General features: G+C 65.8%; 24 protein-coding genes. 14 read left to right on the top strand and 10 right to left on the bottom strand.

The features are described 5' to 3' along the window. Positions 1-172 precede the first annotated feature (172 nt). From tatB to surE, 5 genes are all read left to right on the top strand, one after another. Complete coding sequence (gene tatB / locus DNX69_RS08285) at positions 173-784, top strand: Sec-independent protein translocase protein TatB (RefSeq protein ID WP_110785539.1); 612 nt, start codon at positions 173-175, stop codon at positions 782-784. Then, entirely contained in the window at positions 781-1590 is an 810-nt protein-coding gene (tatC, locus tag DNX69_RS08280; protein WP_110785538.1) for a twin-arginine translocase subunit TatC, read from the top strand. Before tatB ends, tatC begins: the two co-directional genes overlap by 4 nt. Before the next feature lie 385 nt (positions 1591-1975). Beyond that, positions 1976-3280, top strand: a complete 1305-nt coding sequence (gene serS / locus DNX69_RS08275; protein WP_110785537.1) for a serine--tRNA ligase — start codon at positions 1976-1978, stop codon at positions 3278-3280. A gap of 173 nt (positions 3281-3453) precedes the next feature. Next, positions 3454-4023 carry a CAP domain-containing protein gene (locus tag DNX69_RS08270; RefSeq protein ID WP_349626963.1) on the top strand — a complete coding sequence of 190 codons (570 nt, stop codon included), beginning with the start codon at positions 3454-3456 and terminating at the stop codon, positions 4021-4023. Between the two features lie 99 nt (positions 4024-4122). Continuing rightward, a complete protein-coding gene (gene surE, locus DNX69_RS08265; RefSeq protein WP_110785535.1) occupies positions 4123-4890 on the top strand; it encodes a 5'/3'-nucleotidase SurE in 768 nt (255 codons plus the stop codon). A gap of 128 nt (positions 4891-5018) precedes the next feature. Here the strand turns inward: surE and DNX69_RS08260 are convergent, their stop codons facing one another. Beyond that, positions 5019-5393 (bottom strand): response regulator, encoded by a 375-nt coding sequence (locus tag DNX69_RS08260; RefSeq protein ID WP_110785534.1) that lies wholly within the window; start codon positions 5391-5393, stop codon positions 5019-5021. 225 nt (positions 5394-5618) lie between these two features. Between DNX69_RS08260 and DNX69_RS08255 the strand changes: the two genes are divergently transcribed. Continuing rightward, positions 5619-6272: a protein-L-isoaspartate(D-aspartate) O-methyltransferase gene (locus DNX69_RS08255; protein ID WP_110785533.1), complete on the top strand. Its 654-nt coding sequence runs from the start codon at positions 5619-5621 to the stop codon at positions 6270-6272. A 120-nt stretch (positions 6273-6392) separates the two neighbouring features. Next, positions 6393-7808 (top strand): peptidoglycan DD-metalloendopeptidase family protein, encoded by a 1416-nt coding sequence (locus tag DNX69_RS08250; protein ID WP_110785532.1) that lies wholly within the window; start codon positions 6393-6395, stop codon positions 7806-7808. A 115-nt stretch (positions 7809-7923) separates the two neighbouring features. Here DNX69_RS08250 and DNX69_RS08245 read toward each other — a convergent pair whose 3' ends face one another. Together DNX69_RS08245 and DNX69_RS08240 are read right to left on the bottom strand one after the other, a co-directional pair. Further along, positions 7924-9624, bottom strand: coding sequence for an outer membrane protein (locus DNX69_RS08245; protein ID WP_110785531.1), 1701 nt, complete (start codon positions 9622-9624; stop codon positions 7924-7926). A gap of 104 nt (positions 9625-9728) precedes the next feature. After that, a complete protein-coding gene (locus DNX69_RS08240) occupies positions 9729-10715 on the bottom strand; it encodes an ATP-binding protein (protein ID WP_110785530.1) in 987 nt (328 codons plus the stop codon). 188 nt (positions 10716-10903) lie between these two features. Between DNX69_RS08240 and yajC the strand changes: the two genes are divergently transcribed. The 5 genes from yajC to DNX69_RS08215 all read left to right on the top strand — a co-directional run bounded on the left by yajC (position 10904) and on the right by DNX69_RS08215 (position 15487). Continuing rightward, entirely contained in the window at positions 10904-11341 is a 438-nt protein-coding gene (gene yajC / locus DNX69_RS08235; protein WP_110785529.1) for a preprotein translocase subunit YajC, read from the top strand. A 44-nt stretch (positions 11342-11385) separates the two neighbouring features. Further along, a complete protein-coding gene (gene secD / locus DNX69_RS08230) occupies positions 11386-12987 on the top strand; it encodes a protein translocase subunit SecD (RefSeq protein ID WP_110785528.1) in 1602 nt (533 codons plus the stop codon). A gap of 25 nt (positions 12988-13012) precedes the next feature. Next, positions 13013-14134, top strand: coding sequence for a protein translocase subunit SecF (gene secF / locus DNX69_RS08225; RefSeq protein WP_110785527.1), 1122 nt, complete (start codon positions 13013-13015; stop codon positions 14132-14134). 103 nt (positions 14135-14237) lie between these two features. Further along, positions 14238-14621, top strand: coding sequence for an Mth938-like domain-containing protein (locus DNX69_RS08220; RefSeq protein WP_110785526.1), 384 nt, complete (start codon positions 14238-14240; stop codon positions 14619-14621). Further along, the gene (locus DNX69_RS08215; RefSeq protein WP_110785525.1) at positions 14618-15487 is read left to right on the top strand and encodes a phytoene/squalene synthase family protein; all 870 of its coding nucleotides are present in this window, start codon (positions 14618-14620) and stop codon (positions 15485-15487) included. Before DNX69_RS08220 ends, DNX69_RS08215 begins: the two co-directional genes overlap by 4 nt. Positions 15488-15628: 141 nt before the next feature. Here DNX69_RS08215 and trmFO read toward each other — a convergent pair whose 3' ends face one another. The 3 genes from trmFO to DNX69_RS08200 form a co-directional block, all read right to left on the bottom strand. Further along, on the bottom strand, positions 15629-17065 hold the full coding sequence (trmFO, locus tag DNX69_RS08210) for a methylenetetrahydrofolate--tRNA-(uracil(54)-C(5))-methyltransferase (FADH(2)-oxidizing) TrmFO (protein ID WP_110785524.1): 1437 nt from the start codon (positions 17063-17065) through the stop codon (positions 15629-15631). A 132-nt stretch (positions 17066-17197) separates the two neighbouring features. Next, entirely contained in the window at positions 17198-17350 is a 153-nt protein-coding gene (locus tag DNX69_RS08205) for a DUF1127 domain-containing protein (RefSeq protein WP_012496279.1), read from the bottom strand. Between the two features lie 496 nt (positions 17351-17846). Then, a complete protein-coding gene (locus DNX69_RS08200; protein ID WP_110785523.1) occupies positions 17847-18743 on the bottom strand; it encodes a DUF2189 domain-containing protein in 897 nt (298 codons plus the stop codon). A gap of 330 nt (positions 18744-19073) precedes the next feature. On the opposite strand from DNX69_RS08200, the gene DNX69_RS08195 reads away from it, so the two are divergent. Continuing rightward, positions 19074-19478: a DUF3597 domain-containing protein gene (locus DNX69_RS08195; RefSeq protein WP_110786025.1), complete on the top strand. Its 405-nt coding sequence runs from the start codon at positions 19074-19076 to the stop codon at positions 19476-19478. A 70-nt stretch (positions 19479-19548) separates the two neighbouring features. On the opposite strand, the gene DNX69_RS08190 is transcribed toward DNX69_RS08195, so the two are convergent. The 4 genes from DNX69_RS08190 to DNX69_RS08175 form a co-directional block, all read right to left on the bottom strand. Next, positions 19549-19956: a PaaI family thioesterase gene (locus DNX69_RS08190; RefSeq protein WP_110785522.1), complete on the bottom strand. Its 408-nt coding sequence runs from the start codon at positions 19954-19956 to the stop codon at positions 19549-19551. A 129-nt stretch (positions 19957-20085) separates the two neighbouring features. Beyond that, a complete protein-coding gene (locus DNX69_RS08185) occupies positions 20086-20376 on the bottom strand; it encodes a GNAT family N-acetyltransferase (protein ID WP_110785521.1) in 291 nt (96 codons plus the stop codon). A gap of 255 nt (positions 20377-20631) precedes the next feature. After that, a complete protein-coding gene (locus DNX69_RS08180) occupies positions 20632-21153 on the bottom strand; it encodes a DUF3828 domain-containing protein (protein ID WP_110785520.1) in 522 nt (173 codons plus the stop codon). 38 nt (positions 21154-21191) lie between these two features. Continuing rightward, positions 21192-21968 carry a potassium channel family protein gene (locus DNX69_RS08175; RefSeq protein WP_110785519.1) on the bottom strand — a complete coding sequence of 259 codons (777 nt, stop codon included), beginning with the start codon at positions 21966-21968 and terminating at the stop codon, positions 21192-21194. A gap of 174 nt (positions 21969-22142) precedes the next feature. On the opposite strand from DNX69_RS08175, the gene DNX69_RS08170 reads away from it, so the two are divergent. Beyond that, a complete protein-coding gene (locus DNX69_RS08170) occupies positions 22143-22907 on the top strand; it encodes an AAA family ATPase (protein ID WP_110786024.1) in 765 nt (254 codons plus the stop codon). The last annotated feature ends 61 nt before the right edge of the window (positions 22908-22968 follow it).

Raw genomic sequence — 22968 nt, 5'->3', positions numbered from 1 at the left:
GCGCGCAACGCGCTGCCGTTCGACCGGCGCGGCGTTACCGCGCCGCTGGACTGATCCGGCGGCCGGTTGCGCCGCCGATCGTTCCCGGGTACGGCGCAACGCGCGGGCGGCGAGCGAGCCCGCACGCGGATCGTAAGCTCGCGGGACGCATTAAGGCATAGTCGGCCGTTTCATGTTCGACATCGGGTGGAGTGAACTGATGGTGATCGGGGTGGTCGCGCTGATCGCGATCGGCCCCAAGGAACTGCCGGGCGTGCTGCGCACGGTGGGGCAGTGGATGGGCAAGGCCAGACGGCTCGCCAGCGAATTCCAGGGCCAGTTCCAGGAAGCGATGCGCGAGGCCGAAATGGCCGACCTCAAGAAGTCGTTCGACGAGGTCAAGGAAGCGGCCAGCGGGCTGTCGACCAACAACATGCTGACCAAGCTGTCGGGCGAGGTCAACGACGCGATCGCGCTCGACAAGCCCGCCGCCCCCGACGCCGCAAAAACCGACACTCCGACCACTGACTCTCCGACTACCGGCGCACCGCCGACAGATATCCTGCCGACCGAGGCGACAACCCCGGTGCAGCCGACGGCCGAGACGTTGATCGAAGCCACCCAGCACGACTCGGCCATTTCGGAGCCGCTCGCGATCGTTCGAGAGGTCCAGGTGTCCGAGACGGCGAACCTGCCGGTCGCGGCCGAGAGCCACGCGCTCGCCACACCGGACGCCGCCCCGCCGGATCTCGCTCATCCTGAACTCGCCAATTCCGAACTCGCCAAGGACGCCAAAGCGTCATGAGTGCCGAAGATATCGAGGCCTCAAAGGCGCCGTTGATGGACCACCTGATCGAGCTGCGCTCGCGGCTGATCAAGGCGCTGCTCGGTTTCGGCATCGCGTTCATCTTCTGCTTCTTCTTCGCCAAGCAGATCTACAATGTGCTGGTCTGGCCGTTCGTCTGGGTCGCCGGGCCGGAAAATTCAAAGTTCATCTACACCGCGCTGCTCGAATATTTCCTCACCCAGCTCAAGCTGGCGATGTTCGGCGCCGGCTTCATCTCGTTCCCGATCATCGCCACCCAGATCTACAAATTCGTCGCGCCGGGCCTGTATAAGCACGAGAAGAACGCCTTCCTGCCGTATCTGATCGCCACGCCGGGCTTCTTCGTGCTCGGCTCGCTGGTGGTGTATTTCGTGGTGCTGCCGATGCTGGTGCGGTTCTCGCTCGGCATGCAGCAGATGGGCGGCGAGGAGACCGCGCAGATCCAGTTGCTGCCCAAGGTCGGCGAGTATCTGTCGCTGATGATGTCGCTGGTGTTCGCGTTCGGCCTGGCGTTCCAATTGCCGGTGATCCTGACCCTGCTCGGGCGGATCGGCGTGCTCACCGCCAAGCAGCTCAAGGAGAAGCGCCGCTACTTCATCGTCGGCGCGTTCGTGATCGCCGCGGTCCTGACCCCGCCCGACGTGATCAGCCAGGCCTCGCTCGCGATCCCGCTGCTGCTGCTGTACGAGGGATCGATCATCGCTGTGTCGATCGTCGAAAAGAAGCGTGCCGCGGAGGCTGCGGCGGGGGCTGCCGAGGCAGAGTCGTCGAAGCCGGCGGAGTAGCTGGTATGAGCGAACTCGTACCAATACGGATTTGCAGGCGGAATTTGACGGTCAGGCTCGGCGGCTGACGCTGAGTTTTGGCGTGATGGTCGCCATCGGTGTCGGTTTGATCCTGCTTGAGCTTGTCGTTGTGGCACTCGTCGCCTCGTGATGTTTCCGGTCGTCATGCCCCGCGATTGGGGGGCATCCAGTACCGCGAACCGGTGCTGTTAAAATCCGGCGCTCTGGAATACTGGGTCGCCCGCCTTCGCGGGCGATGACGCCGTGGGCGGGGCGGGCTCCTTCAATCCCCCGCTCGGGAGCGCGCGCGGCGAATGCCTTTCAAATCCCGCTCATTCAGGGTACGTCAGCGGCTCAGCCCGACCCGCCCTCAGGACGAATTCCCATGCACGACATCAAAACGATCCGCGACAATCCGCAAGCGTTCGACGCGGCGTTCACGAGGCGGGGGCTCGATCCGATTGCGGATCGTCTGCTGGCGCTCGACGAGGCCCGCCGCGCCGCGGTGCAGGCCGCCGAGCAGGCGCAGGCGCGGCGCAATGCGGCGTCGAAGGAGATCGGCGACGCCAAGAAGGCCAAGGACAACGCCCGCGCCGAAGCGCTGATGGCCGAAGTCACCGAGCTGAAGACCACGATGCCGGCGCTCGACGCCGCCGTGAAGGAGGCCGACGAGGCGCTGAAGACAGCGCTGTCGGAAATCCCGAACCTGCCGCTGCCTGAGGTGCCGGAAGGCGCCGACGAACACGGCAATGTCGAACATCATCGCTTCGGTGAGAAGCCGAGCTACACGTTCACGCCGAAGCCGCATTACGATCTTGGCGAAGCCCTCGGCATGATGGATTTTGAAGCCGCCGCGAGAATGAGCGGCGCGCGCTTCACCGTGCTGAAGAATGGCCTCGCCCGGCTGGAGCGCGCGATCGGGCAATTTTTCCTCGACGTCCACACCGGCGACCATGGCTACACCGAGGTGAATCCGCCGTTGCTGGTGAAGGACGATGCGATGTTCGGTACGGCGCAATTGCCGAAGTTTCGCGATGATCAGTTCGCGGCCGGTGCAATTGGTAGCGGAGGCGAGGGCTACTGGCTCATCCCCACCGCCGAAGTCTCCCTCACCAATCTCGTCCGCGAATCCATTCTCGACGAGAAAGAGCTGCCGATGCGGCTCACTGCGCTGACGCCGTGCTTCCGCGCGGAAGCTGGCGCCGCTGGCCGCGATACGCGGGGGATGATCCGGCAGCATCAGTTCACCAAGGTCGAGCTGGTGTCGATCACCACGCCGGAGCAGTCCAAGGACGAGCACGAGGGGATGCTGAGCTGCGCCGAGGAAGTGCTGCGCCGCTTGGGTCTGCACTACCGCGTGATGACGCTGTGCACCGGCGACATGGGCTTTGCATCGCAGAAGACCTACGACATCGAAGTCTGGATGCCGGGGCAGGGCGAGGGCGGTGCGTATCGCGAGATCTCCTCGTGCTCGGTGTGCGGCGACTTCCAGGCCCGCCGCATGGACGCGCGCTCGCGCGGTCCGGACGGCAAGCCGCGTTTCGTTCACACGCTCAACGGCTCCGGCACCGCCGTCGGCCGCGCGCTGATCGCGGTGATCGAGAACTATCAGCAGGAAGACGGCTCGATCGCCGTCCCCGACGTGCTGCAGCCCTATATGGGCGGGCTGAAGGTGATCGCGAAGGCGTAAGGCTGATGACCCTCTCCGTCATTGCGAGGAGCACCCGGATCGGCGCTCCGCGCCGTCCGAGCACAGGCTCCGCGACGAAGCAATCCAGCCCTGTGCTCCGGGTGCTGGATTGCTTCGCTTCGCTCGCAATGACGCTGATACTTGCGGCGACGTTCTTCGTTTCCGTTTCTGCGATGCCAGCCTTGGCCGCCGGCCCGGCCGACCTGATCTCGCAGTTCCGCGCCAGCAACGGCCAGGGCAAGGTGGTGATGGACGCGACGCTGAATGCGATCGCGCAGCGGCAGGCGGCGGCGATGGCGTCGAAGGACGTCCTCAGTCACGAGGCCGGCGGCTCGTTCACCTCGCGGGTTGCGCCGGCCAAAGCGTCGCGCGCCGCCGAGAACATCGCTTACGGCTATCCGGATTTTCCGAACACGCTGAAGCAGTGGATCAACTCGCCGGGCCATCGTGCCAACCTGCTGCTGAAGGGCGCGTCCAAGATCGGCGTCGCCAGCGTCAGATCGAGCGCCAGCGGCCGGACCTATTGGGCGATGGTGATCGCCGGCGGCGACGAGAGGCCCAAGCCTGGGCCCAAGTCAGCGCCGAAGTCCAAATCGAAATCCAAGCAGCCAGGCAAGCCGTCCGCGAAATTGGCCGCGACGTCCAAGACCGCGGCGCAGCCGCCGGCCACCTGGAGCAGGGTGCTGCCGAAACCTCCCGCCGCGCGGGATTGCACCGTGCGGCTGCTCGGCCTGTGCATGTGAGGGCGCTGCTCTGCCGGCCGGGTGTATTTGCCTCTGGCGGCGCGGGCGGATAAGACGGCGGCCTAAGCCCTCCTGATCACGAAAGGCGCTCCGGCAACCATGCGGATTCTGTGCACCAACGACGACGGCATTCACGCGCCCGGCCTCAAGACGGTCGAACAGATCGCCCGCGCGCTCTCCGACGACGTCTGGGTGGTGGCGCCCGAGCTCGACCAGTCTGGGGTGTCGCATTCGCTGTCGCTGAATGATCCGTTGCGGTTGCGCGAAGTCGGGCCGCGGCATTTCGCGGTGCGCGGCACGCCGACCGACTGCGTGATCATGGGTTCGCGCTTCATCCTCAAGGATAAGGCGCCGGATCTGGTGCTGTCCGGCGTCAACCGCGGTCGCAACGTCGCCGAGGACGTGGTCTATTCCGGCACCATTGCCGGCGCGCTCGAAGGCACCATCCTTGGCCTGCCGTCGTTCGCGCTGTCGCAGGAGTTCACCATCGAGACCCGCAACGCGCCGCTGTGGGAGACGGCGCGGACGCACGCGCCCGAGATCATCCGCAAGGTGATGGCCGCGGGCGTGCCGAAGAACACCGTGGTCAACATCAACTTCCCGGCCTGCACGCCGGACGAGGTCAAGGGCGTGGTGGTGACGCGGCAGGGCAAGCGCAATCCCGGCTTCCTGCGTATCGACGAACGCCACGACGGCCGCGGCAACCCGTATTACTGGATCGGCTTCGAGCGGATCAAAATCGAAGATATGCCGGCCGAAGGCACTGATCTGGCCGCGCTCGCCGCCAACTTCGTCTCGGTCACGCCGCTCAGGCTCGACCGCACCGACGAAGTGTTTTCAGTGGCGCTGACCAAGACGCTGGGATAAGCGCGAAACGAGCGCGTAGGATGGGTTGAGCGCCAGCGAAACCCATCAATCATGTCGGCGCGTAGGGGTTCGATGGGTTTCGCTGGCGCTCAACCCATCCTACGGCTTTTCGAGATGATCCGACGGGACTACGCGGGCCGGCGGAGCGTGGCGTCGAGCAGCTGCTTCAGCGATTCGATCTGGAACGGCTTCTGCAGCGCCGGACGGTCGCGATAATCTTCCGGCACGCCTTGCGTGCCGTAGCCGGTCGCGAAGATGAACGGGCGATTGCGCGCCTTCAACAAATCGGCGACCGGCGAGATCACCTTGCCGTTGACGTTGACGTCGAGGATCGCGATGTCGAAATCGGTCGCTTCGGCGAGCTGCAGCGCTTCGTTGATTTCACCGGTCTCGGCGGCAACCGAGAAGCCCAGCTCTTCGAGCATGTCGACCACCATCATGCGGATCATCGCTTCGTCCTCGACCAGGAAAACGGAGCCGCCGGTCGGACTCGGTGTCGTCATCGGATAGGGTCCTTGAAAAGGTGCTGTTGCGGGCGCCGGTCCGCACTCAGGGCGCTTCGCTGAACACCGTCGCAAATATGCGGCGCGATGGCAAATGCAAGCGCCGCGGACCGCATTGCGTGGCGCTCCGCACTTGCAAGGTTCCGGTCAGCACGCCAACACTCTGCTGAGAATCGCGCCAACCCGAACCAGAGTGGCGGCGCACGACCGATCGCGAGACCCGACATGCCGAGCCCCGCGGCGCCGCCGCCCGAAAAGATGATGTTCCAGCTCAGCCTGCGGCGGCGCGGTATCAGCGATCAGGCGGTGCTGCGGACCATGGAGGCGGTGCCGCGCGACCGCTTCGTAGATCCGAGCTATCGCGACGGCGCCTGGCGTGACACCGCGCTGCCGATCGCTTGCGGCCAGACCATCAGCCAGCCGTTCGTGGTAGCGTTCATGACCGAGCAGCTCGAACTGCGACCGCGCGATCGCGTGCTCGAGATCGGCACCGGCTCCGGCTACCACGCCGCGGTGCTGTCGCGGCTCGCCGCCGACGTGCTCAGTTACGAGCGGTTCAAGACGCTGGCGGATCGCGCACGGCACCGGCTCGCCGACCTCGGCTGCCGGAATGTCGAGGTGGTGTTCGGCGACGGGTTCGATCTGCCGGAAACCGCCGGCACCTTCGATCGCATCCTGGTCACCGCCGCAGTGCCGGAGCTGCCCGAACGGCTGCTCGAGCGGCTCGATCCGGGCGGAGTGCTGATCGCGCCGGTCGGTCCGCCAAATGCGCGGCAGAGTCTCGTGCGAGTGCGACGCGGCGCGAATGGAGACGAGCGCAAGGTGCTCGGCGAGGTCCGGTTCGTGCCGGCGCTGCGCGGCATCGCGCGCGAGCTCTGAACGCACTGAGGTTTTGGATTTCTCAGCGTCAACAAGCGGTTTCTGCGCAAGGTTAAACGGTTGTTTACTGGCGCAGTGTTTACTCAATTTACCAATCGTATTGCGTAAGAGTGAGTAACCATGTCCCGCGTCGCCGCGTTGCTTTGCTCGCGCCGCGCTCCGCAAGTTGCGGTGCTGGCGTTGATGTCCGTCGGTTTCAGTGCGTGCAGCGCCGACATGCAGACACGCTTTCAACAGGCTCCGTTCGGGCCTGTCGAGACCACCGGATCGGTGGCTCAGCCGCCGCGCCGCGAACTGCCGCAATATGCGCGGCCGCAGTATCAGCAGCCCTATCAACCGCAATATCAATCCCAGGCGCTGCCGCCGATCTCGTCGCCTTCGTCCTATCCGGTCGCGAACGGAGGCGGGGGCATCTCCGGCGGAGGGCGCGGGATCGCATCCTACGAGCCGCCGCCGCGTGCGCCGATTGAGCCGACCGGCACCGTGCCGGCGCCGCGGTCGGTAGCCGCCGCGCGGCCAATGCCGGCTGTCGCTCCGGCGCCGGCTCCGGCCCATAATGCCGGCACCAAGATCATCGTCGGTACCAGCGATACGCTGGAGATCCTGGCGCAGCGCTACCACGTCTCGACCGCCGAGATCCTCCGCGCCAACGGCTACAAGGGGCCGCGCCGGCTGCAGCCGGGCCAGCAGCTCGTGATCCCGAGCCGTAACACCGCTACCGCGCAGGCCGCGCCGATCGCCGCGCCGGCTTCTCCTCCGCCGGCTCCGCGTCCGGTCGCGACCGCTGCGCCGGCACCGGCGCGGGTGCACTACGTCAACAACGGCGACACGCTGATCAACATCGCCCGCCGTAACAACATCCCGCTCGGCGAGCTGGCGCGCTACAACGGTCTCACCACCACGACCAAGCTGAAGCCGGGCATGAAGATCAACGTGCCGGGGGCCCAGGTCGCGGCCGCCGCTCCGGTGCAGACCCAGACTTCGGCCCCGGCCCCGGCCCCGGCTCCCGCCGCGGCGCCGGTGCGGATGGCCAACGCCGCGCCAGCGCTGGCCGAGCCGCCGCAGAAGGCGCGGATGGTTGCACCGACCGAGACGCCCGCTGCCGCCGCTCCGGCGGAAGCCACGCCGGTGAAGGCCGCCGAGGCGACCGGTGCGCTGCCGAGCTTCCGCTGGCCGGCCCGTGGCCGCGTGATTGCCGCCTACGGTGCCAAGACCAACGGCAAGTCGAACGATGGTATCAATCTGGCAGTGCCGGAAGGCACCCCGGTGAAGGCCGCCGAAGACGGCGTGGTCGCCTATGCCGGCAACGAGCTGAAGGGCTACGGCAACCTCGTGCTGATCCGTCATGCCAACGGCTACGTCTCGGCCTATGCCCATGCCAGCGAACTGCTGGTCAAGCGCGGCGAGACGATCAAGCGCGGCCAAGTGATCGCCAAGTCCGGCCAGAGCGGCGAGGTGTCGTCACCGCAACTGCACTTCGAGATCCGCAAGGGATCGACCCCGGTCGACCCGCTGAAGTTCCTCAACGGCGCCTGAGCAACGCGGGTTAAGCGATACCTGAGAAGACGAAATGCCCGGTCCGAAAGGCCGGGCATTTTGACAAGTGCTGCTGGCGGATCGGCTGCGCTGTTCGGGCCGAGCCAAGCTCCGGTCAGTGAACGCCGAACTTGTAGGACGCCTGCACGAAGCTGCCGTAGCGCTCGACCCGGATCGGCAGCAGCTGGGTCGTTACCGGGCTGCCGAAGCCTGCGGTCTCGACGTCTGTCGCCCACATCGCCCAGTAGCGGCCGCCGACGCCGATATTGAACGTCGGCGTCACGTCGTAAGTCAGGATCGCCTCGAGCTGAACGCCGCGGCCGGTGCCCCAGGCGGGAGAGTCCTTGCTGAGTTCACCGGTGCGGGCGTGGTGGATATCGAGCGCTGCAATATGCGTGTAGGGCAGGTAGGCGGCGTCGACCAACAGCTTGGTGTTCGGCGCCACGGTCAGCGTGCCGTTGGCGCCGATCCGCAGCGAGTGCCAGTCTTCGTACTGGCTGATCGAGATGCCTTGTGACGATCCGCAGAACGAGGTGGGGTCGGCAAGCGCGATCTGGTGGCAGTTGAACGCATCCTTGCGGTCGCGATAGAAATTGTAGCCGGCTAACACGCCGAACTTGCCGGAAGCGTCGCCGAACAGATCGATGCCCGCGTCCAGCGTCGCATAGGCGATCGTGCCGGTGACCTTGTTGTGGTCCGTGTTCGAATACGCCGTGGCGTTTTGCTTATCGGTGGGGAACCAGTCCTCGTCGTTCATCGTGCCCGCCACAAGGGCGCCGCCGCCGGCGAAGCCCTTGACGAACAGCTTCTGCGGGCTTTCGATCCGCCAGAACACTTCGCCGGAATGTCCCTCGCTCTCGTAAGTGAGGCGGGAGACCAGATGCTCCTGGAGGACGTTGACCGTGCTGAGCGTCAGATCGTTTTGATAGCGGCCGTGGCTGTACCAGTAGCGTGCGCCGACATCGAACTGCCACGCCGACCACGGATTTGCGGCCGGCGCTTTTACTGGTAGCAGCGATGCCTGATCGAACGCGCCGTCACCGCGGCCGAATTGATAGTTAAGCCCGAGCTTGATCAGGTGCATGTCCTGACGCACCTGGGTCGGCGCGCCGGGCGTGTTGATCAGCGTCGTCGGGTCGAACGGTGTCAGTAGAAATCCACCGCCGGGCGTGTCCATGCCGTGGCGCCCGAAATTCGCGTAGTCGTATTCGGCGCGCACCGACCAGCGCGGCGTCAGCGCGTGCTCGATGCCGGCTCCGGCGGTCCAGCCCCAGCGCGTCGCGTTCAGCTCGGCACCGGGCTGAGCCAGATAGTCCGACGCATTGGTCGTCATGGTCAGATTGCCGATCAGGAATGCGCCGCCGCCCTTGATGTACATCAGCGATCGGCCCTGCGGGCCGAAGGCGTGGCCGAGCCGTCCGGTCAGGGTGCCGAGGATGTGTTCGCGGATCCGGCAATTGGCCGAGACGAACTGGCCGGAATAGGCCAGACAGGTATCGGTCCCGTCGGCGTCGAGCGCGGAAGCGTCGGCCTCGACGCCGAGCACCCAAGCCGAGCCCGGCAGTTGCCAGTTGTAGCCGGCCTGCAGTCCCGCAAGCGCCTTCGGCGCGCGCACGGCGTCGCCGTAGATCGATTGTCCGAACGGGTTGTCGACTTTGGCGGTGCCGAACCCGGCGCCGACATGCGCGCCGAGATAGAAGCCGGTCCAGTTCCATGCGGCCAGCTTCGCGGTCGGGCGCCGTGGCAGGTCCGCAGCCTGCGCCGCGCCGCAACACACCGCCAGCAAGGCGGAAGCACCGATGAATGATTGACGCATGGTCGTCGCCCCCGAATCGAAAGTTCAGTCTAGGGGCGAAAAATGTTCGTTGCGAACCAGGAATTCTCCCAGTTAGTCCGGTCCAACGGGGAGAGAGAAGGCTGTTACTTGGTTCCGAGCCGGACTTCGAGCCGGCCGGCGAGATCCTGGACGAACTGCCAGGCGACACGGCCGGAGCGCGAGCCGCGTGTCGTCGACCATTCGAGCGCTTCGCGCTCGAGCTGGTCGTCATCGATCGCGATCCCATAGTGCGCGCAGTAGCTGCGGACCATCGCCAGGAATTCGTCCTGGCTGCATTTGTGGAACCCGAGCCACAGCCCGAACCGATCCGATAGAGACACCTTCTCTTCGACCGCTTCGCCGGGATTGATCGCGGTCGAGCGCTCGTTCTCGACCATCTCGCGCGCCAGCAGATGGCGGCGGTTCGAGGTGGCATAGAGAATCACATTGTCGGGCCGGCCTTCGATACCGCCTTCGAGCACCGCCTTGAGCGACTTGTACGAGGCGTCGTTGCCGTCGAACGACAGGTCGTCGCAGAACACGATGAAGCGGTATTCCGAGGCGCGCAGCAGCGTCATCAGCGCCGGCAGGCTTTCGATGTCCTCACGGTGGATCTCGATCAGCTTGAGCCGCCCGCCGACGTCGGGCCGGGCGTTGACGGTGGCGTGCGCGGCCTTGACCAGCGACGACTTGCCCATGCCGCGCGCGCCCCAGAGCAGGGCGTTGTTGGCGGGTAGGCCGGTGGCGAAGCGCTCGGTGTTTTGCATCAGGGTGTCGCGCATCCGGTCGACGCCCTGCAGTAGCTCCATCTCGACCCGGCTGACCTTGGCGACCGGCGCCAGCCGGCCTTCGGGCTGCCAGATGAAGGCCTCGGCGCGGTCGAGGATGTCAGTCGCGGGCTCCGCGGCGGGGGCGGCCATCCGGCCGGCGATCGCCTCCAGCGCCACGGCGATCCGCGCCAGCACGGCGGCGTCGGCGGGCGCGGCTGCGGGCGGGGCGGGGCGTTTTGCCGCGCGGGCGGGGCGGGAGGTTTTGGCGGCGGGGGCGGCGCGCTTGGCGCGGGGGGCTTGGCTGCGGGCTTTTTTGGTCATTCTCGGCCTTCCTGGAGCGGCAGCCTTAACCCTCCCGGCGGCGCCTCGCAAGCGGCGGAAACACGGGAAAATGAGAGGGTTGGCAGCGTTGCAATTGGGACCGCGGCGGTTATAGTCCGCGCGAATTTACGCCCCCGGCCGTCGCTTCCCGCGCCGGGCCGGCTCGTTTGCTTTCACGGGGAATCCGAATGTTCGTTACGCCCGCCTACGCCCAGGCCGCTGCCGCCGGCGGCGACGCCAACAGCATGATCATGTCGCTGCTGCCGTTCGCGCTGATTTTCGTGATCATGTATTTCCTGATCCTGCGCCCGCAGCAGAAGAAGGTCAAAGAGCACGCCGAGATGGTGAAGAACATTCGCCGCGGCGACACCATCATCACCTCGGGCGGTCTGGTCGGCAAGGTCACCAAGGTGATCGACGACGATACCGTCGAGTTCGAGCTCGCCGATGGGATTCGCGCGCGCCAGATGCGCCAGATGATCACCGGCGTCCGTGCCAAGGGCGAACCGGTCAAGGACGCCCCCGAAGCCAACGGCAAGGCCAAGGGAAAGAAGGACAAGGACGCCGCGGCGAAGGCCGAAGGCGACAAGACCGAACCGACCAAGGACGACGGCGCGGCGAGCTGACGCTTCGGCGCGCCGCCTGTTTCGGTTTCTGACGGGACAACTCGATGCTTTATATCTCACGGTGGAAGGCGCTGGCGATCATCCTGACAGCGCTGGCGGTGTGCCTTTGCGCCGTCCCCAATTTCTTCCCCGAACACACCGTCAAGACCTGGCCGAAATGGGCGCAGCGTCACCTTGTGCTCGGCCTCGACCTGCAGGGCGGCTCGCACATCCTGCTCGAGGTCGACGCCAATTCGGTGAAGAAGGACAAGCTGGATTCGGTGCGCGACGATGCGCGCCGGGTGCTGCGCGAAGCCCGCATCGCCTATACCGGACTGTCGACCAAGGGTGACGCGGTCGAGGTCCGGATCAGCAAAGAGAGCGACGTGCCGGCCGCGCTCACCAAGCTGCGCGAGCTGTCCCAGCCGCTTGGTGGTCTGCTCGGCTCCAACGGCCAGCGCAGCCTCGAGGTCTCCGATGCTGGCGGCGGGTTGATCCGGCTGACGGTGCCGCAGGCGGCGATCGCTGAACGCATTCGCCAGTCGGTCGATCAGTCGATTCAGATCGTCGAGCGACGCGTCAACGAACTCGGCACCGTCGAGCCGCTGATTCAGCGTCAAGGCTCCGATCGCATCCTGGTGCAGGTGCCGGGGCTGCAGGATCCGACCCGGTTGAAGGAACTGCTCGGCAAGACCGCCAAGCTCGACTTCCGCATGGTCGACACTTCGGTGTCCGGCGATCAGGCGATGGCGGGCAACGTGCCGGCGGATTCCGAACTGCTGATGAGCGCGTCGTCGCCGAAGCAGCCTTACGTGATCAAGAAGCAGGTCCTGGTGTCCGGCGCCGACCTCACCGACGCGCAGCCCGGTTTCGACCAGCGCAGCGGCGAGCCGATCGTCTCGTTCCGCTTCAATACCAACGGCGCCCGCAAGTTCGCCCGTGCCACCACCGAGAACGTCGGCCTACCGTTCGCGATCGTGCTCGACAACGAGGTGATCTCGGCTCCGGTGATCCGCGAGCCGATCACCGGCGGTTCGGGGCAGATCTCCGGCAGCTTCACGGTGCAGGGCGCCAACGATCTGGCGATTCTGCTGCGCGCCGGCGCGCTGCCGGCGCCGCTGACCATCATCGAAGAACGCACCGTCGGTCCCGGCCTCGGTCAGGACTCGATCGAGAAGGGCGAGCTTGCAGCTTATGTCGGCTCGATCCTGGTGATCGTGTTCATGTTGCTGACCTACCGGCTGTTCGGCGTGTTCGCCAACATCGCGGTGGCGGTCAACGTCGCGATGATCTTCGGCATCCTGTCGCTGCTCAACGCCACGCTGACGCTGCCCGGTATCGCCGGCATCGTGCTCACCGTAGGCATCGCGGTCGACTCCAACGTGCTGATCTACGAACGCATCCGCGAGGAGCTGCGCTCCGGACGCAATGCGATCTCGGCGATCGACGCCGGATTCAAGCGCGCGCTGTCGACGATTCTCGACAGTAACATCACCACCTTCATCGCCGCCGCGGTGCTGTTCTACATCGGCACCGGTCCGGTGCGCGGTTTTGCGGTGACGCTCGGCATTGGCATTCTCACCACGGTGTTCACCGCCTTCACCCTGACCCGGTTGATCGTCGCCTCCTGGGTGCGCTGGAAGCGGCCGCACCACGTTCCGATCTGACGTCCCGAACCCGAGAGAGCCTCACGTGACACACTGGATATTGATCGGGCTGGGCGTTCTGATCGTGGTGCTGACGGTCGTCAGCATCTTCGGATGGCTGCCGTCGCTGCGGATCGTCCCCGACAACACCCATTTCGACTTCACCCGGTTCCGCCGGATCAGCTTCCCGATCTCGGCGATCCTGTCGATCGCCGCGATCACGCTGTTCTTCACCCACGGCCTGAATTTCGGCATCGACTTCAAGGGCGGCACGCTGCTCGAAGTCCGCGCCCATTCCGGCAACGCCGACATCGCCGAGATGCGCTCGACGTTGAGCAAGCTCGGTCTTGGCGATGTGCAGCTCCAGCAGTTTGGCGGTCCGGCCGAGGTGCTGATCCGCGTCGCCGAACAGCCCGGCGGCGATCAGGCGCAGCAAGCGGCGGTGCAGAAGGTGCGCGCCGCGCTGGGCGACTCGGTCGACTACCGCCGCGTCGAAGTGGTCGGACCGCGTGTCTCCAGCGAGCTGCTGGCGTTCGGCATGCTCGGCCTGATGCTCGCGATCCTCGGCATCCTGGTCTATCTCTGGTTCCGATTCGAATGGCAGTTCGCGCTCGGCGCGATGATCGCCAACGTCCACGACATCGTGCTGACGATCGGCTTCATGTCGATCACGCAGGTCGATTTCGACCTGACCTCGATCGCGGCGCTGCTGACCATTCTCGGCTACTCGCTCAACGACACCGTCGTGATCTACGACCGTATCCGCGAGATGCTGCGGCGCTACAAGAAGATGCCGATGCCGCAGCTGCTCAACGAGTCGATCAACTCGACGCTGTCGCGCTCGATCATCACCCACGTCACCGTGACGCTGGCGCTGCTCGCGCTGCTGTTGTTCGGCGGCCACGCGATCCACTCGTTCACCGCGGTGATGATGTTCGGCGTGGTGCTGGTCGGCACCTACACCTCGATCTTCATCGCGGCGCCGATCCTGATCTATCTCGGCGTCGGTACCCACCGGCTCGACGATCCGTCCGAAAAGCCGGCCAAGCCCGAGCCGGTCGTGGCGCCCGCGGCCGACGAAGTCCCAGCTCAGTTCGTCGACGCTGCGCCGGCCGCTCCGGCGCCCGCGGCAAAGCCGGCCAAGGCCGGCAAGCCGAAGAAGCGTTAAAGCCCGCGGAAGCGGGACCATGTGCGTTGCGCGGTCGTCGGCCGACCGCGCAGTCCGACCTGATGCCGTGATTTCTCGCGAACTCTCGACCCGGGACGCTATATTGGCGCAACGCTCCGACATTCCGCACTTTCCGCGCACCGCCGCGATCGACGCCTATGGCAATGGCGGGTTCTACTTTGCCGACATGTCGCACCAGGGATCGCTGCTGTTCCTGCCCGACGCGGTGTGGGGCTGGGACGTCACCAGGCCGGAGCAGATCGACCGCTACAGCCTGCAGCGCGTGTTCGACAACGCCAATGCGATCGACACGTTGATCGTCGGCACCGGCCCCGATGTCTGGATCGCACCGCGGCAGTTGCGCGAGGCGCTGCGCAGCGTCAACGTCGTACTCGACACCATGCAGACGGGGCCTGCGATCCGCACCTATAACATCATGATCGGCGAGCGGCGTCGGGTGGCGGCGGCGTTGATCGCTGTACCATGAGCGGTTCTGGCGACAGCGATGCGGCGTTCTGCGCGGCATTGGTGCGCGAGGCCGATTTCGACCGCTATGCAGCGGCCTTGTTCGTCGCGCCGGAGAAACGCCGGCCGCTGTTGGCGCTCGCTGCGTTCAATGCCGAAATTGTCCGGGTCCGCGGTCAGGTCAGCCAGCCGCTGCCCGGCGAGATCCGGCTGCAATGGTGGAGCGATCTGCTTGCAGGCAGTTCGCACGGCGATGCCGGCGGCAATCCGGTGGCCGCCGAACTGCTGCGCTGCATCGAGCGGCACGCGCTGCCGGTCGCGCCGTTGCCCCGGCTGATCGAGGCGCACATCTTCGACCTCTACAACGACCCGATGCCGGACTGGACGGTGCTCGAGCCGCATCTGGCCGAAACCGAGGGCGCGCTGATATCGCTCGGCGCGCAGGTGCTCGGGCAGGGTATCGGTCAGGCGTCGGATGCGATCGATCACGTGGCGCGGCACGCCGGTGTCGCGGTCGGAGTGGCGCGCATTCTGGCCCGGCTGCCTTACGATTCGGCGCGTCGTCAGCTGTACCTGCCGCACGACGTGCTGCAGCGGCACGGCTGCGAACTGGAGCAGGTGTTCAGCGGCCAGTCGACCGAGTCGCTGCTGGCGGCCGTCGCGGAGGTGATCGCCGAAGCGCGTAAGCATCTCGATCAGGCGCGGCAGGAAATGACGGAACTGCCGGCAATGGTCCGCCCGGCATTCCTACCGCTCGCGCTCGCGCGGCGCGATCTCGACGGGCTCGCGGCGAGCGGGCGTGATCCGTTCACACCGTTCGAACGCTCGCGACTCGCGACATTGTGGACGCTGTGGCGGGCGAGCCGGAGCAAAGCGTTTCGTACGTAACGCAGCTCTGCCGCGTCCTTGCGAGCAGCGAAGCGGCGAAGCAATCAAGCGGCGGGTGCGCAGCTTTGTGGATTGCTTCGCTTCGCTCGCAATGACGGAAGTAGGCTTCTGCGCCTTCAGACAGCGACGCGCGACGAACGGCTACGCCGCCGTCGCCAGCTTCAGATGCGCGGAGATCCAGCTATCCATATCGGCGAGCGCGCGGGCGGACAGCGCCTGCTTGCGCGCGACCGACTTTTCCGGACCACGTAGCCGCTTGCCGTCGGGGCCCTTGGTTGGGGGGGGGGCGAGTGGCGGGAACAGGCCGAAATTGATGTTCATCGGCTGGAACGAGCGCGGTCCGGCATCGATGGTTTCGATATGACCGCCGGTGATGTGGCCGAGCAGGGAGCCGAGCGCCGTGGTCGGCGGCGGAGGCGACAGCGGCGTGCCGAGCACATCGGCCGCGGCGGCCAGTCCGGCGAACAGACCGACGCTGGCGGATTCGACATACCCCTCGCAGCCGGTCATCTGCCCGGCGAACCGCAGCCGCGGCGCCGCCCGTAGCCTGAGGCTTTCATCAAGCAGCTTCGGCGAGTTCAGAAACGTGTTGCGATGTAGCCCGCCAAGCCTTGCGAACTCAGCGTTTTCCAGCCCAGGAATAGTGCGGAAAACACGCAGTTGCGCGCCGTGCTTCAACTTGGTCTGGAAGCCGACCATGTTGTACAGCGTGCCCAGCTTGTTATCCTGGCGGAGCTGGACGATGGCGTAGGACTTCACCGTCGGGTTGTGCGGATTGGTGAGGCCGACCGGCTTCATCGGACCATGCCGCAGCGTCTCGCGGCCGCGCTCGGCCATCACCTCGATCGGCAGGCAGCCGTCGAAATACGGCGTGTCCTTTTCCCAATCCTTGAAGTCGACCTTCTCGCCCTCGATCAGCGCGTCGACGAAGGCGTCGTACTGCTCGCGGGTCATCGGGCAATTCAGATAGTCGGCGCCGGTGCCGCCGGGGCCGACCTTATCGTAGCGCGACTGGAACCAGGCGACCGACATATCGATCGAGTCGCGGTGCACGATCGGGGCGATGGCGTCGAAGAACGCCAGCGCACTCTCGTCGGTGAGGCCGCGGATCGCCTCGGCGAGCGGCGCGGAGGTGAGCGGGCCGGTCGCGACGATGACGTTGGCCCAGTCCTGCGGCGGCAGGCCGTCGATCTCTTCGCGGCGGATCTCGATCAGTGGATGCTCGGCCAGCGCTCTGCTGACCGCTGCCGAGAAGCCGTCGCGGTCCACCGCGAGCGCGCCGCCCGCCGGCACCTGGTTGGCGTCGGCCGCCTGCATGATCAGCGAGCCGAGCTTGCGCATCTCAGCGTGCAGCAGCCCGACCGCGTTGTTGGCGGCGTCGTCGGAGCGGAACGAATTGGAGCACACCAGCTCGGCAAGACCATCGGTCTTGTGGGCTTCGGTGGTGCGGTTCGGCCGCATTTCATGCAGCACGACGCGCACACCGGCGCGGGCGATCTGCCAGGCCGCTTCCGAGCCGGCGAGGCCGGCGCCGATGACATGAACGACGGGGGAGGACGAGTCGGGGCTGCTGGTCATCGGCTACAGCTAGCGTGTTTCAGCCGCGGATCAAATCGTTTCAGGCGCGGCGACACCGCCAAGAGTGCTTCCCCAAACGACAACGCCCGCCAGAAGGCGGGCGTTGGCCGTAGGGGCAGAAACAGAAGTGGGTCAGCCGTTGTAGTGACCCGAAGCGACGCGCGGGATGTCCGAACGGTCAAGTCCGATGTCGGCCAGTTCGCGATCGCTGAGCTGGGACAGCTCAGCGACATTGCGCTGGTAGTCCCGGAACGCGCGGATCGCGCGAATGAGCGAAAGCAGCATGGGATGGTCTCCTTGTCGACGATTCAGTTCTTCGGAAGAACCGAAGCGTTGAAAGCAATATAGGCGAGGAGTCGGGAATCCAGCAGCGAAAATGTTGCACCGCAGCTAAGCAGTGGATGCATACCATCGGGAAGGAATGATTAACCCTTCCGGGCAGGTCGAGGTCCTGCGATCTGCTCGCAGCTTAATGCGTAACACCGAATCAGAGCGGGTTCGGGGCGCTACGAGCTGAAATATAGTGCATTATCAGCCTGATATGAGGCGTCACTTCTTAGGTTCTTCGGCCACAGAGGAATTGTAATTCCGAAAGGCTCCTCCCTCCGGGTTAAGACGTTCGAACAATTCGGCCCGTTCCCATGCATTCTACGCATATATACGGAGGACGTGAACAACCATTCATGGCGAATTGAGGAATTTGATCTGCCGCAATGCACAATTGGCCGCCGGCCTCTGCGAGTGACCGGCGGCCAAGGTTGAGCGCTTGCCGAAGGCCGATTCAGCTTCGGTTGCGCTTCCACTGCAGCAGGTTGGCGGGAAAATCCGCGGCCGATCGTTTCAGCGGGCGAGTCGGCGGCACGTACGGCGGATTCGGATTGGGCTCGACCACCTTTCGGTACAGATGCCAGGTGGCGTGCCCGAGCAGCGGAATCACCACCGCAAGCCCGAGGAAGGCCGGAACTGAGCCGGCCACCAGCAGCACCGCCACGATCATGCCCCACGCGGCGACCGGCAAGGGATTAGCCGCAGCCACCCGCAGTGAGGTTGCCATCGCGTCGCCGATGCCGGCGTGCCGGTCCAGCATCATCGGGAATGCCACCACGCTGAGACACAGCGCCGCCAGCGCGAACAGGAAGCCGACGCCGCAGCCGATCAGGATCAGTCCCCAGCCCTCCGGCGTGGTCAGCACCCGGTGGACGAAGTCCGGGATCGCGGCGGCCGGGGCATAGCCGAACAGCGAAACGTAGATCGCCTGCGCGGCCGCGAGCCAGACCAGAAACAGCGCCAGCAGGATGGCGCCGAAGCCGAGCATCGCCCCGAGCGACGGCGACCGTAGCACCTCTAGGGCATCTGAGGCGGAGGCTGTTTCGCCAAGCTCGCGGCGCCGGCTCAGCTCATACAGCCCCAGCGCCGCAAATGGGCCGAGCAGAGCGAAGCCCGCGGCGAGCGGAAACAGCAACGGCAGCACCGCGTAGCCTTGCACCACACGCGCCAGCACCAGACCGAGCACCGGATAGATCAGCACCAGCATCACGGCGTGGCTCGGCACCGCTTTGAAATCGTCCCAGCCTTGCCTGAGCGCGGTGCCGAGATCGGCGAGGCCGATGTGATGGACGGCGGGGACTGCGTCGTCCGCAGCGATCGCGGACGGAGCGGATGAATAGGTCGTGGCCATGCGTATCGTCCTCCCGTGTTCGACGTTGATCATCACCGGCCGTTGCGCCGAAACGGCGGGCCGGGCGCTTCTTGCGCGGACACGAACGATCAGAAGGAGCCAGACGCGAGAGCAACGAACGAACTGGTCTTGTGACCCGTACTTGCCGCGACCTGTAGTGGTATCCTAACGCTGCTAGCCGTCAGGCGTTGCTCAAGCTTTGGTGAGATTCCGATGTTGCGTTGCGGGCTGATCGGCCGGCCGACGCTGGTGATCCGCTGCTGGAACCCAATCGGCCTTCAGGCTGTTGACGCGGACGATGCACGGCATCGCAACCAGGGGGAGATCACCATGAGCATTTTCGGCAAGATCATGAGCGCGATTTTCGGTGACAGCGCGGCTGCGTCATCCGGCAGCGCCGGGGCACCGCCACCGGCGACGACCGCTGCGGCGGGCACCACGCCGGCACCGACCGCACCGCAGCCGACGGCAGCGCCCTCGGTCGACGTCGCGCCGATCCTCGACAAGGCGGTGAAGGCCAAAGGCGAGAAGCTGGAGTGGCGCACCTCGATCGTCGATCTGATGAAGGCGCTCGATATCGACTCCAGCCTGTCGGCCCGCAAGGAGCTCGCCAAGGAGCTCGGCTACAGCGGCGACATGAACGACTCCGCGTCGATGAACATCTGGCTGCACAAGCAGGTGATGGCGAAGCTGGTCGCCAACGGCGGCAAGCTGCCGGCCGATATCACGCACTGATCCCGCGCCGCATCTTGGAGGGTCTGCCGTGCCGCTTCTTTGCGGCCCGGCAGGGCCGCATCGGGATGCGTTAGGATTCAAAGATCCTGAACACCGCGCTGGTGGTGACCAGCAGCTTGTCGCCGGCGAGGGCTTCGGCGTCGATGAAGGCGAGGCTGCGCGACAGCTTTTTCATCGTGGTGCGGCCGGTGATCCAGCCGCCGGGCTCGATGGTGGCGATGAAGCGGCTGTCGAGCGACACCGTGGCGCAGCGCCGCTGGCCCGCCAGCACCACCGAAAATCCCAGAATGGTATCGAGGAAGCCGAGCAGCGCGCCGCCGTGCAGCACGCCGTTGGGATTGCCGTGGCGCTCGTCGCTGAGGAAGCCAAATTCCGGCTGACCGTCGGCGTTCTGACGCCAGTAATACGGCCCATTGGTGCCGATATAGCCGTCCTGAACGGCGAACGGTTGAAACCCCGGCGGCGGCGAAACGGTCATTGGCACGGCTCCTGCGGAGCGCGGCCGCAGGAGATCACAGGATGGACCCGCGTGCCGCGCGCAAGGGAACCGATGCCACAGCGAGCTGCGGCGGGCAATCGCCGGACCGCGCGCGGCCCGGCCGAGACCTCAGGCGGTGAGGTCGGCGTATTCCGGGTGAGCGTCGAGATAATCGGCGACGAAGCCGCAGCCGGCGCTGACCTTCGCACCCTCGGCGCGGATCAGATCCAGCGCACCGCGAACCAGGCGCGAGGCGATGCCGCGCCCGCGCAGCGGCGGCGGGGTGTCGGTGTGAGTGATGACGATGCGGCCGCCGGCGCGGCGATAATTGGCGAACGCGATCTCGCCATGGGCGTCGAGTTCGAAGCGGTTCAGCGCCTTGTTGTCGCGCACATCGGCTTCGGTCGTGGTCTCGCTCATGACGTCTCCTCATCTCAATGTTCGGCGCACCGGCCGAAGCCGGACGCGCCGTTGGCTGTCAAGTGATGCCGCGCCCGGGGAAGTCAAGGGTGCGTGGCATGGCAGCGCAGCTTTGTCGCGGCTGCTGCCGTCGGCGATGGATCGTGCCGAGGGTAAGGCCACACCGGAGCGCTGCGCGCAACCCGGTGAATCCCGGAGGCGCGCGGGAGCAGGCGGTGCGTCTCCGCACCACGATCATTGTTGCGGCAGCGTTGATTAGTTCTGAAGTGACGTCTCGAGCATCTGCCGCACCGACCACGGCTGGCCTTCAGCGCTGCCGCGGATGTCGTCGATCCGCCACGAGGTGCCGTCGCGCACCAGATTGTAGCGGATCACGCTGTCGGCTGCGACCTTGCGCCGCTGGCTGCCGATCAGCGCGACCGCCAGCGTAGCGCGGGCATCGTCCTGGCTCTCGGTCTTGATCACGAACGACTTGATATCCGGATCCTGCGAATTGCTGACCGGATCGAAATCGATCGGCCCGATCTCGCCGTCCGGCACCTTGGCCTCGGCTTTGCTCCATAATGCCGCGAACGACGTCGACAGATACTTCGCGCGCTCTTTGGCATTGTTGACGAAGGCGCTGCCGGCATTGTCCTTGGCGGCCGCCTTGTACAGCCGGGTCAGCAGCGCGGCGGGGTCGGCCGCGTTCGGCTTGGCCGGCGCCTGCGCGAGCGCGGCTCCGGGCAGAGCGGGAGCGGCGGCGAGGAGGGCGAGGGTAAGGCGGCGGGTGAGCATGGCGGATCCTGTCGGCAGCGAGCGGCGCGGCAGCGGGCTCAGTGGTGCCCCTCGTCCGGGATATTCAGCACGGTCCCGCACGCCTTGCAATGCACCGCATCGGCATCGTGGCGCTGCAGCCCGCAGACCGGGCAGGGAAAGCGCACCTTGCTCGGGTTGATCAGCGCCCGCGCCAGATTGAAGAACAGCGTGACGCCGAAGATCATGATCACGACGCTGATCATCCGCCCGAGCGTGCCGGGCAACGTGATGTCGCCGAATCCGGTGGTGGTCAGAGCGGTGACGGTGAAGTACAGCGCGTCGGCATAGTTGGCGATCTGCGGATTGCGGAAGCGCTGGGTCTCGTAGACGATTGCCGTCATCACGAAGATGAACACCGCCAGTCGCGCCACGGCGATGACGACTTCCTCGTGGCGCCGGAAGAAGCTGCTGTCGCTGCGCAGCCGGGTCAGCATCTGGTAATCCTGGAATGCGCGCAGCGTGCGCAGGATGCGCAGGAAGCCCGCGCCCTCGCCGGGCAGCGGCGCCAGGAACGAGACGATCGCCACCAGGTCGGTCCAGGTCGCCAGCCGACCGAACTCCCGCATCGGCCGCCGGCTGGCGTAGAGCCGCGCGGCAAAGTCGATCATGATCAAGACGCCGAACGCCAGGTCGAAGCTCTCGACGATTTGCGTTCGCGGCAGGAACGAAGTGCCGACGATGAACAGGAGGGTGACGACGTCGAACGCCAACAGGCCGTAGCGAAACGCCACCCCGCGCGGCGTCGCGCCGTCGTAGAGCCGCCGAACGGCGAGTCGAAAGTCGTGCAGCGTCATGGCCGATTATTGGCCCGGGACGGGCGGGGGATGCAATGGGTAAGGGACAGATGCGCCGTCGTCGATCTTGCGAGCGTGGCGTTCACTACTTCGGAGATAGGACTCCTTCCACGGATTCGCCTAGTCTCCGACATCGAAGCGCCGAGCTGCATGGCCGCAATCGAGGAGCCCGCCATGGCGAAACGGTTTCGCCCGATCAACCTGCCCGCGCCTTATCTCCGGCGAGTCTGGCTCGACGACGCCCGCGTCTCCGATCCCGAGGCCTATCCGTTCTGCTTGCCGTTCCTGCGGGACGGCTTCGAGCTCGGCTTCGACGCCGCGATTACCATCATCGTCGGCGAGAACGGCACCGGCAAATCGACTTTGCTCGAAGGCATCGCGGCGCTGGCCGGCTACGACGAAGCCGGCGGCGGCAAGGGCTACAGGCCGGTCGACCACTCGCAGGCGCTGGAGAAGATGGGTGGACAGCTCGCGAAAGCGCTGCGTGCGAGCTGGCTGCCGAAAATCACCACCGGCTGGTTCTTCCGCGCCGAGAGCTTCTTTTCGGTCGCGCGCTATCTCGATCTCGCCGCCTACGAAAGCGATGGGATTCCGCCGGACTTCCTGTCGCATTCGCACGGCGAGGGCTTCCTGAGGTTCTTCGAGGAACGCTGTCAGCGCCAGGGTATCTTCATCTTCGACGAGCCGGAATCCGCGCTGTCGCCGTCGCGGCAGATCGAGTTCCTCAAGCTGCTACGGCGGATGGATCAGGCGGGCAATTGCCAGGTGATCATGGCGACGCATTCGCCGATGCTGATGGCCTATCCACACGCGCGGCTGCTGCGTCTGTCGAAATACGGCCTTGAGCCGGTGGCGCTCGAACTGACCGACCACTTCCGGGTGCTTCGGGAATTCTGCGCCGACCCGGCGCAGTTTGTCGATACGGTGCTGAACGAGTGAGGGGGCAGGCTGTTGGGACATTTGTAGAGCGGACCAGCCCGACGCGCGTCATCCGCCGTTC

The organism is Rhodopseudomonas palustris (assembly GCF_003226555.1).
In the GTDB taxonomy this organism is placed as follows: domain Bacteria; phylum Pseudomonadota; class Alphaproteobacteria; order Rhizobiales; family Xanthobacteraceae; genus Rhodopseudomonas; species Rhodopseudomonas palustris_I.
This window is presented reverse-complemented; position numbering and strand designations above follow the sequence as displayed.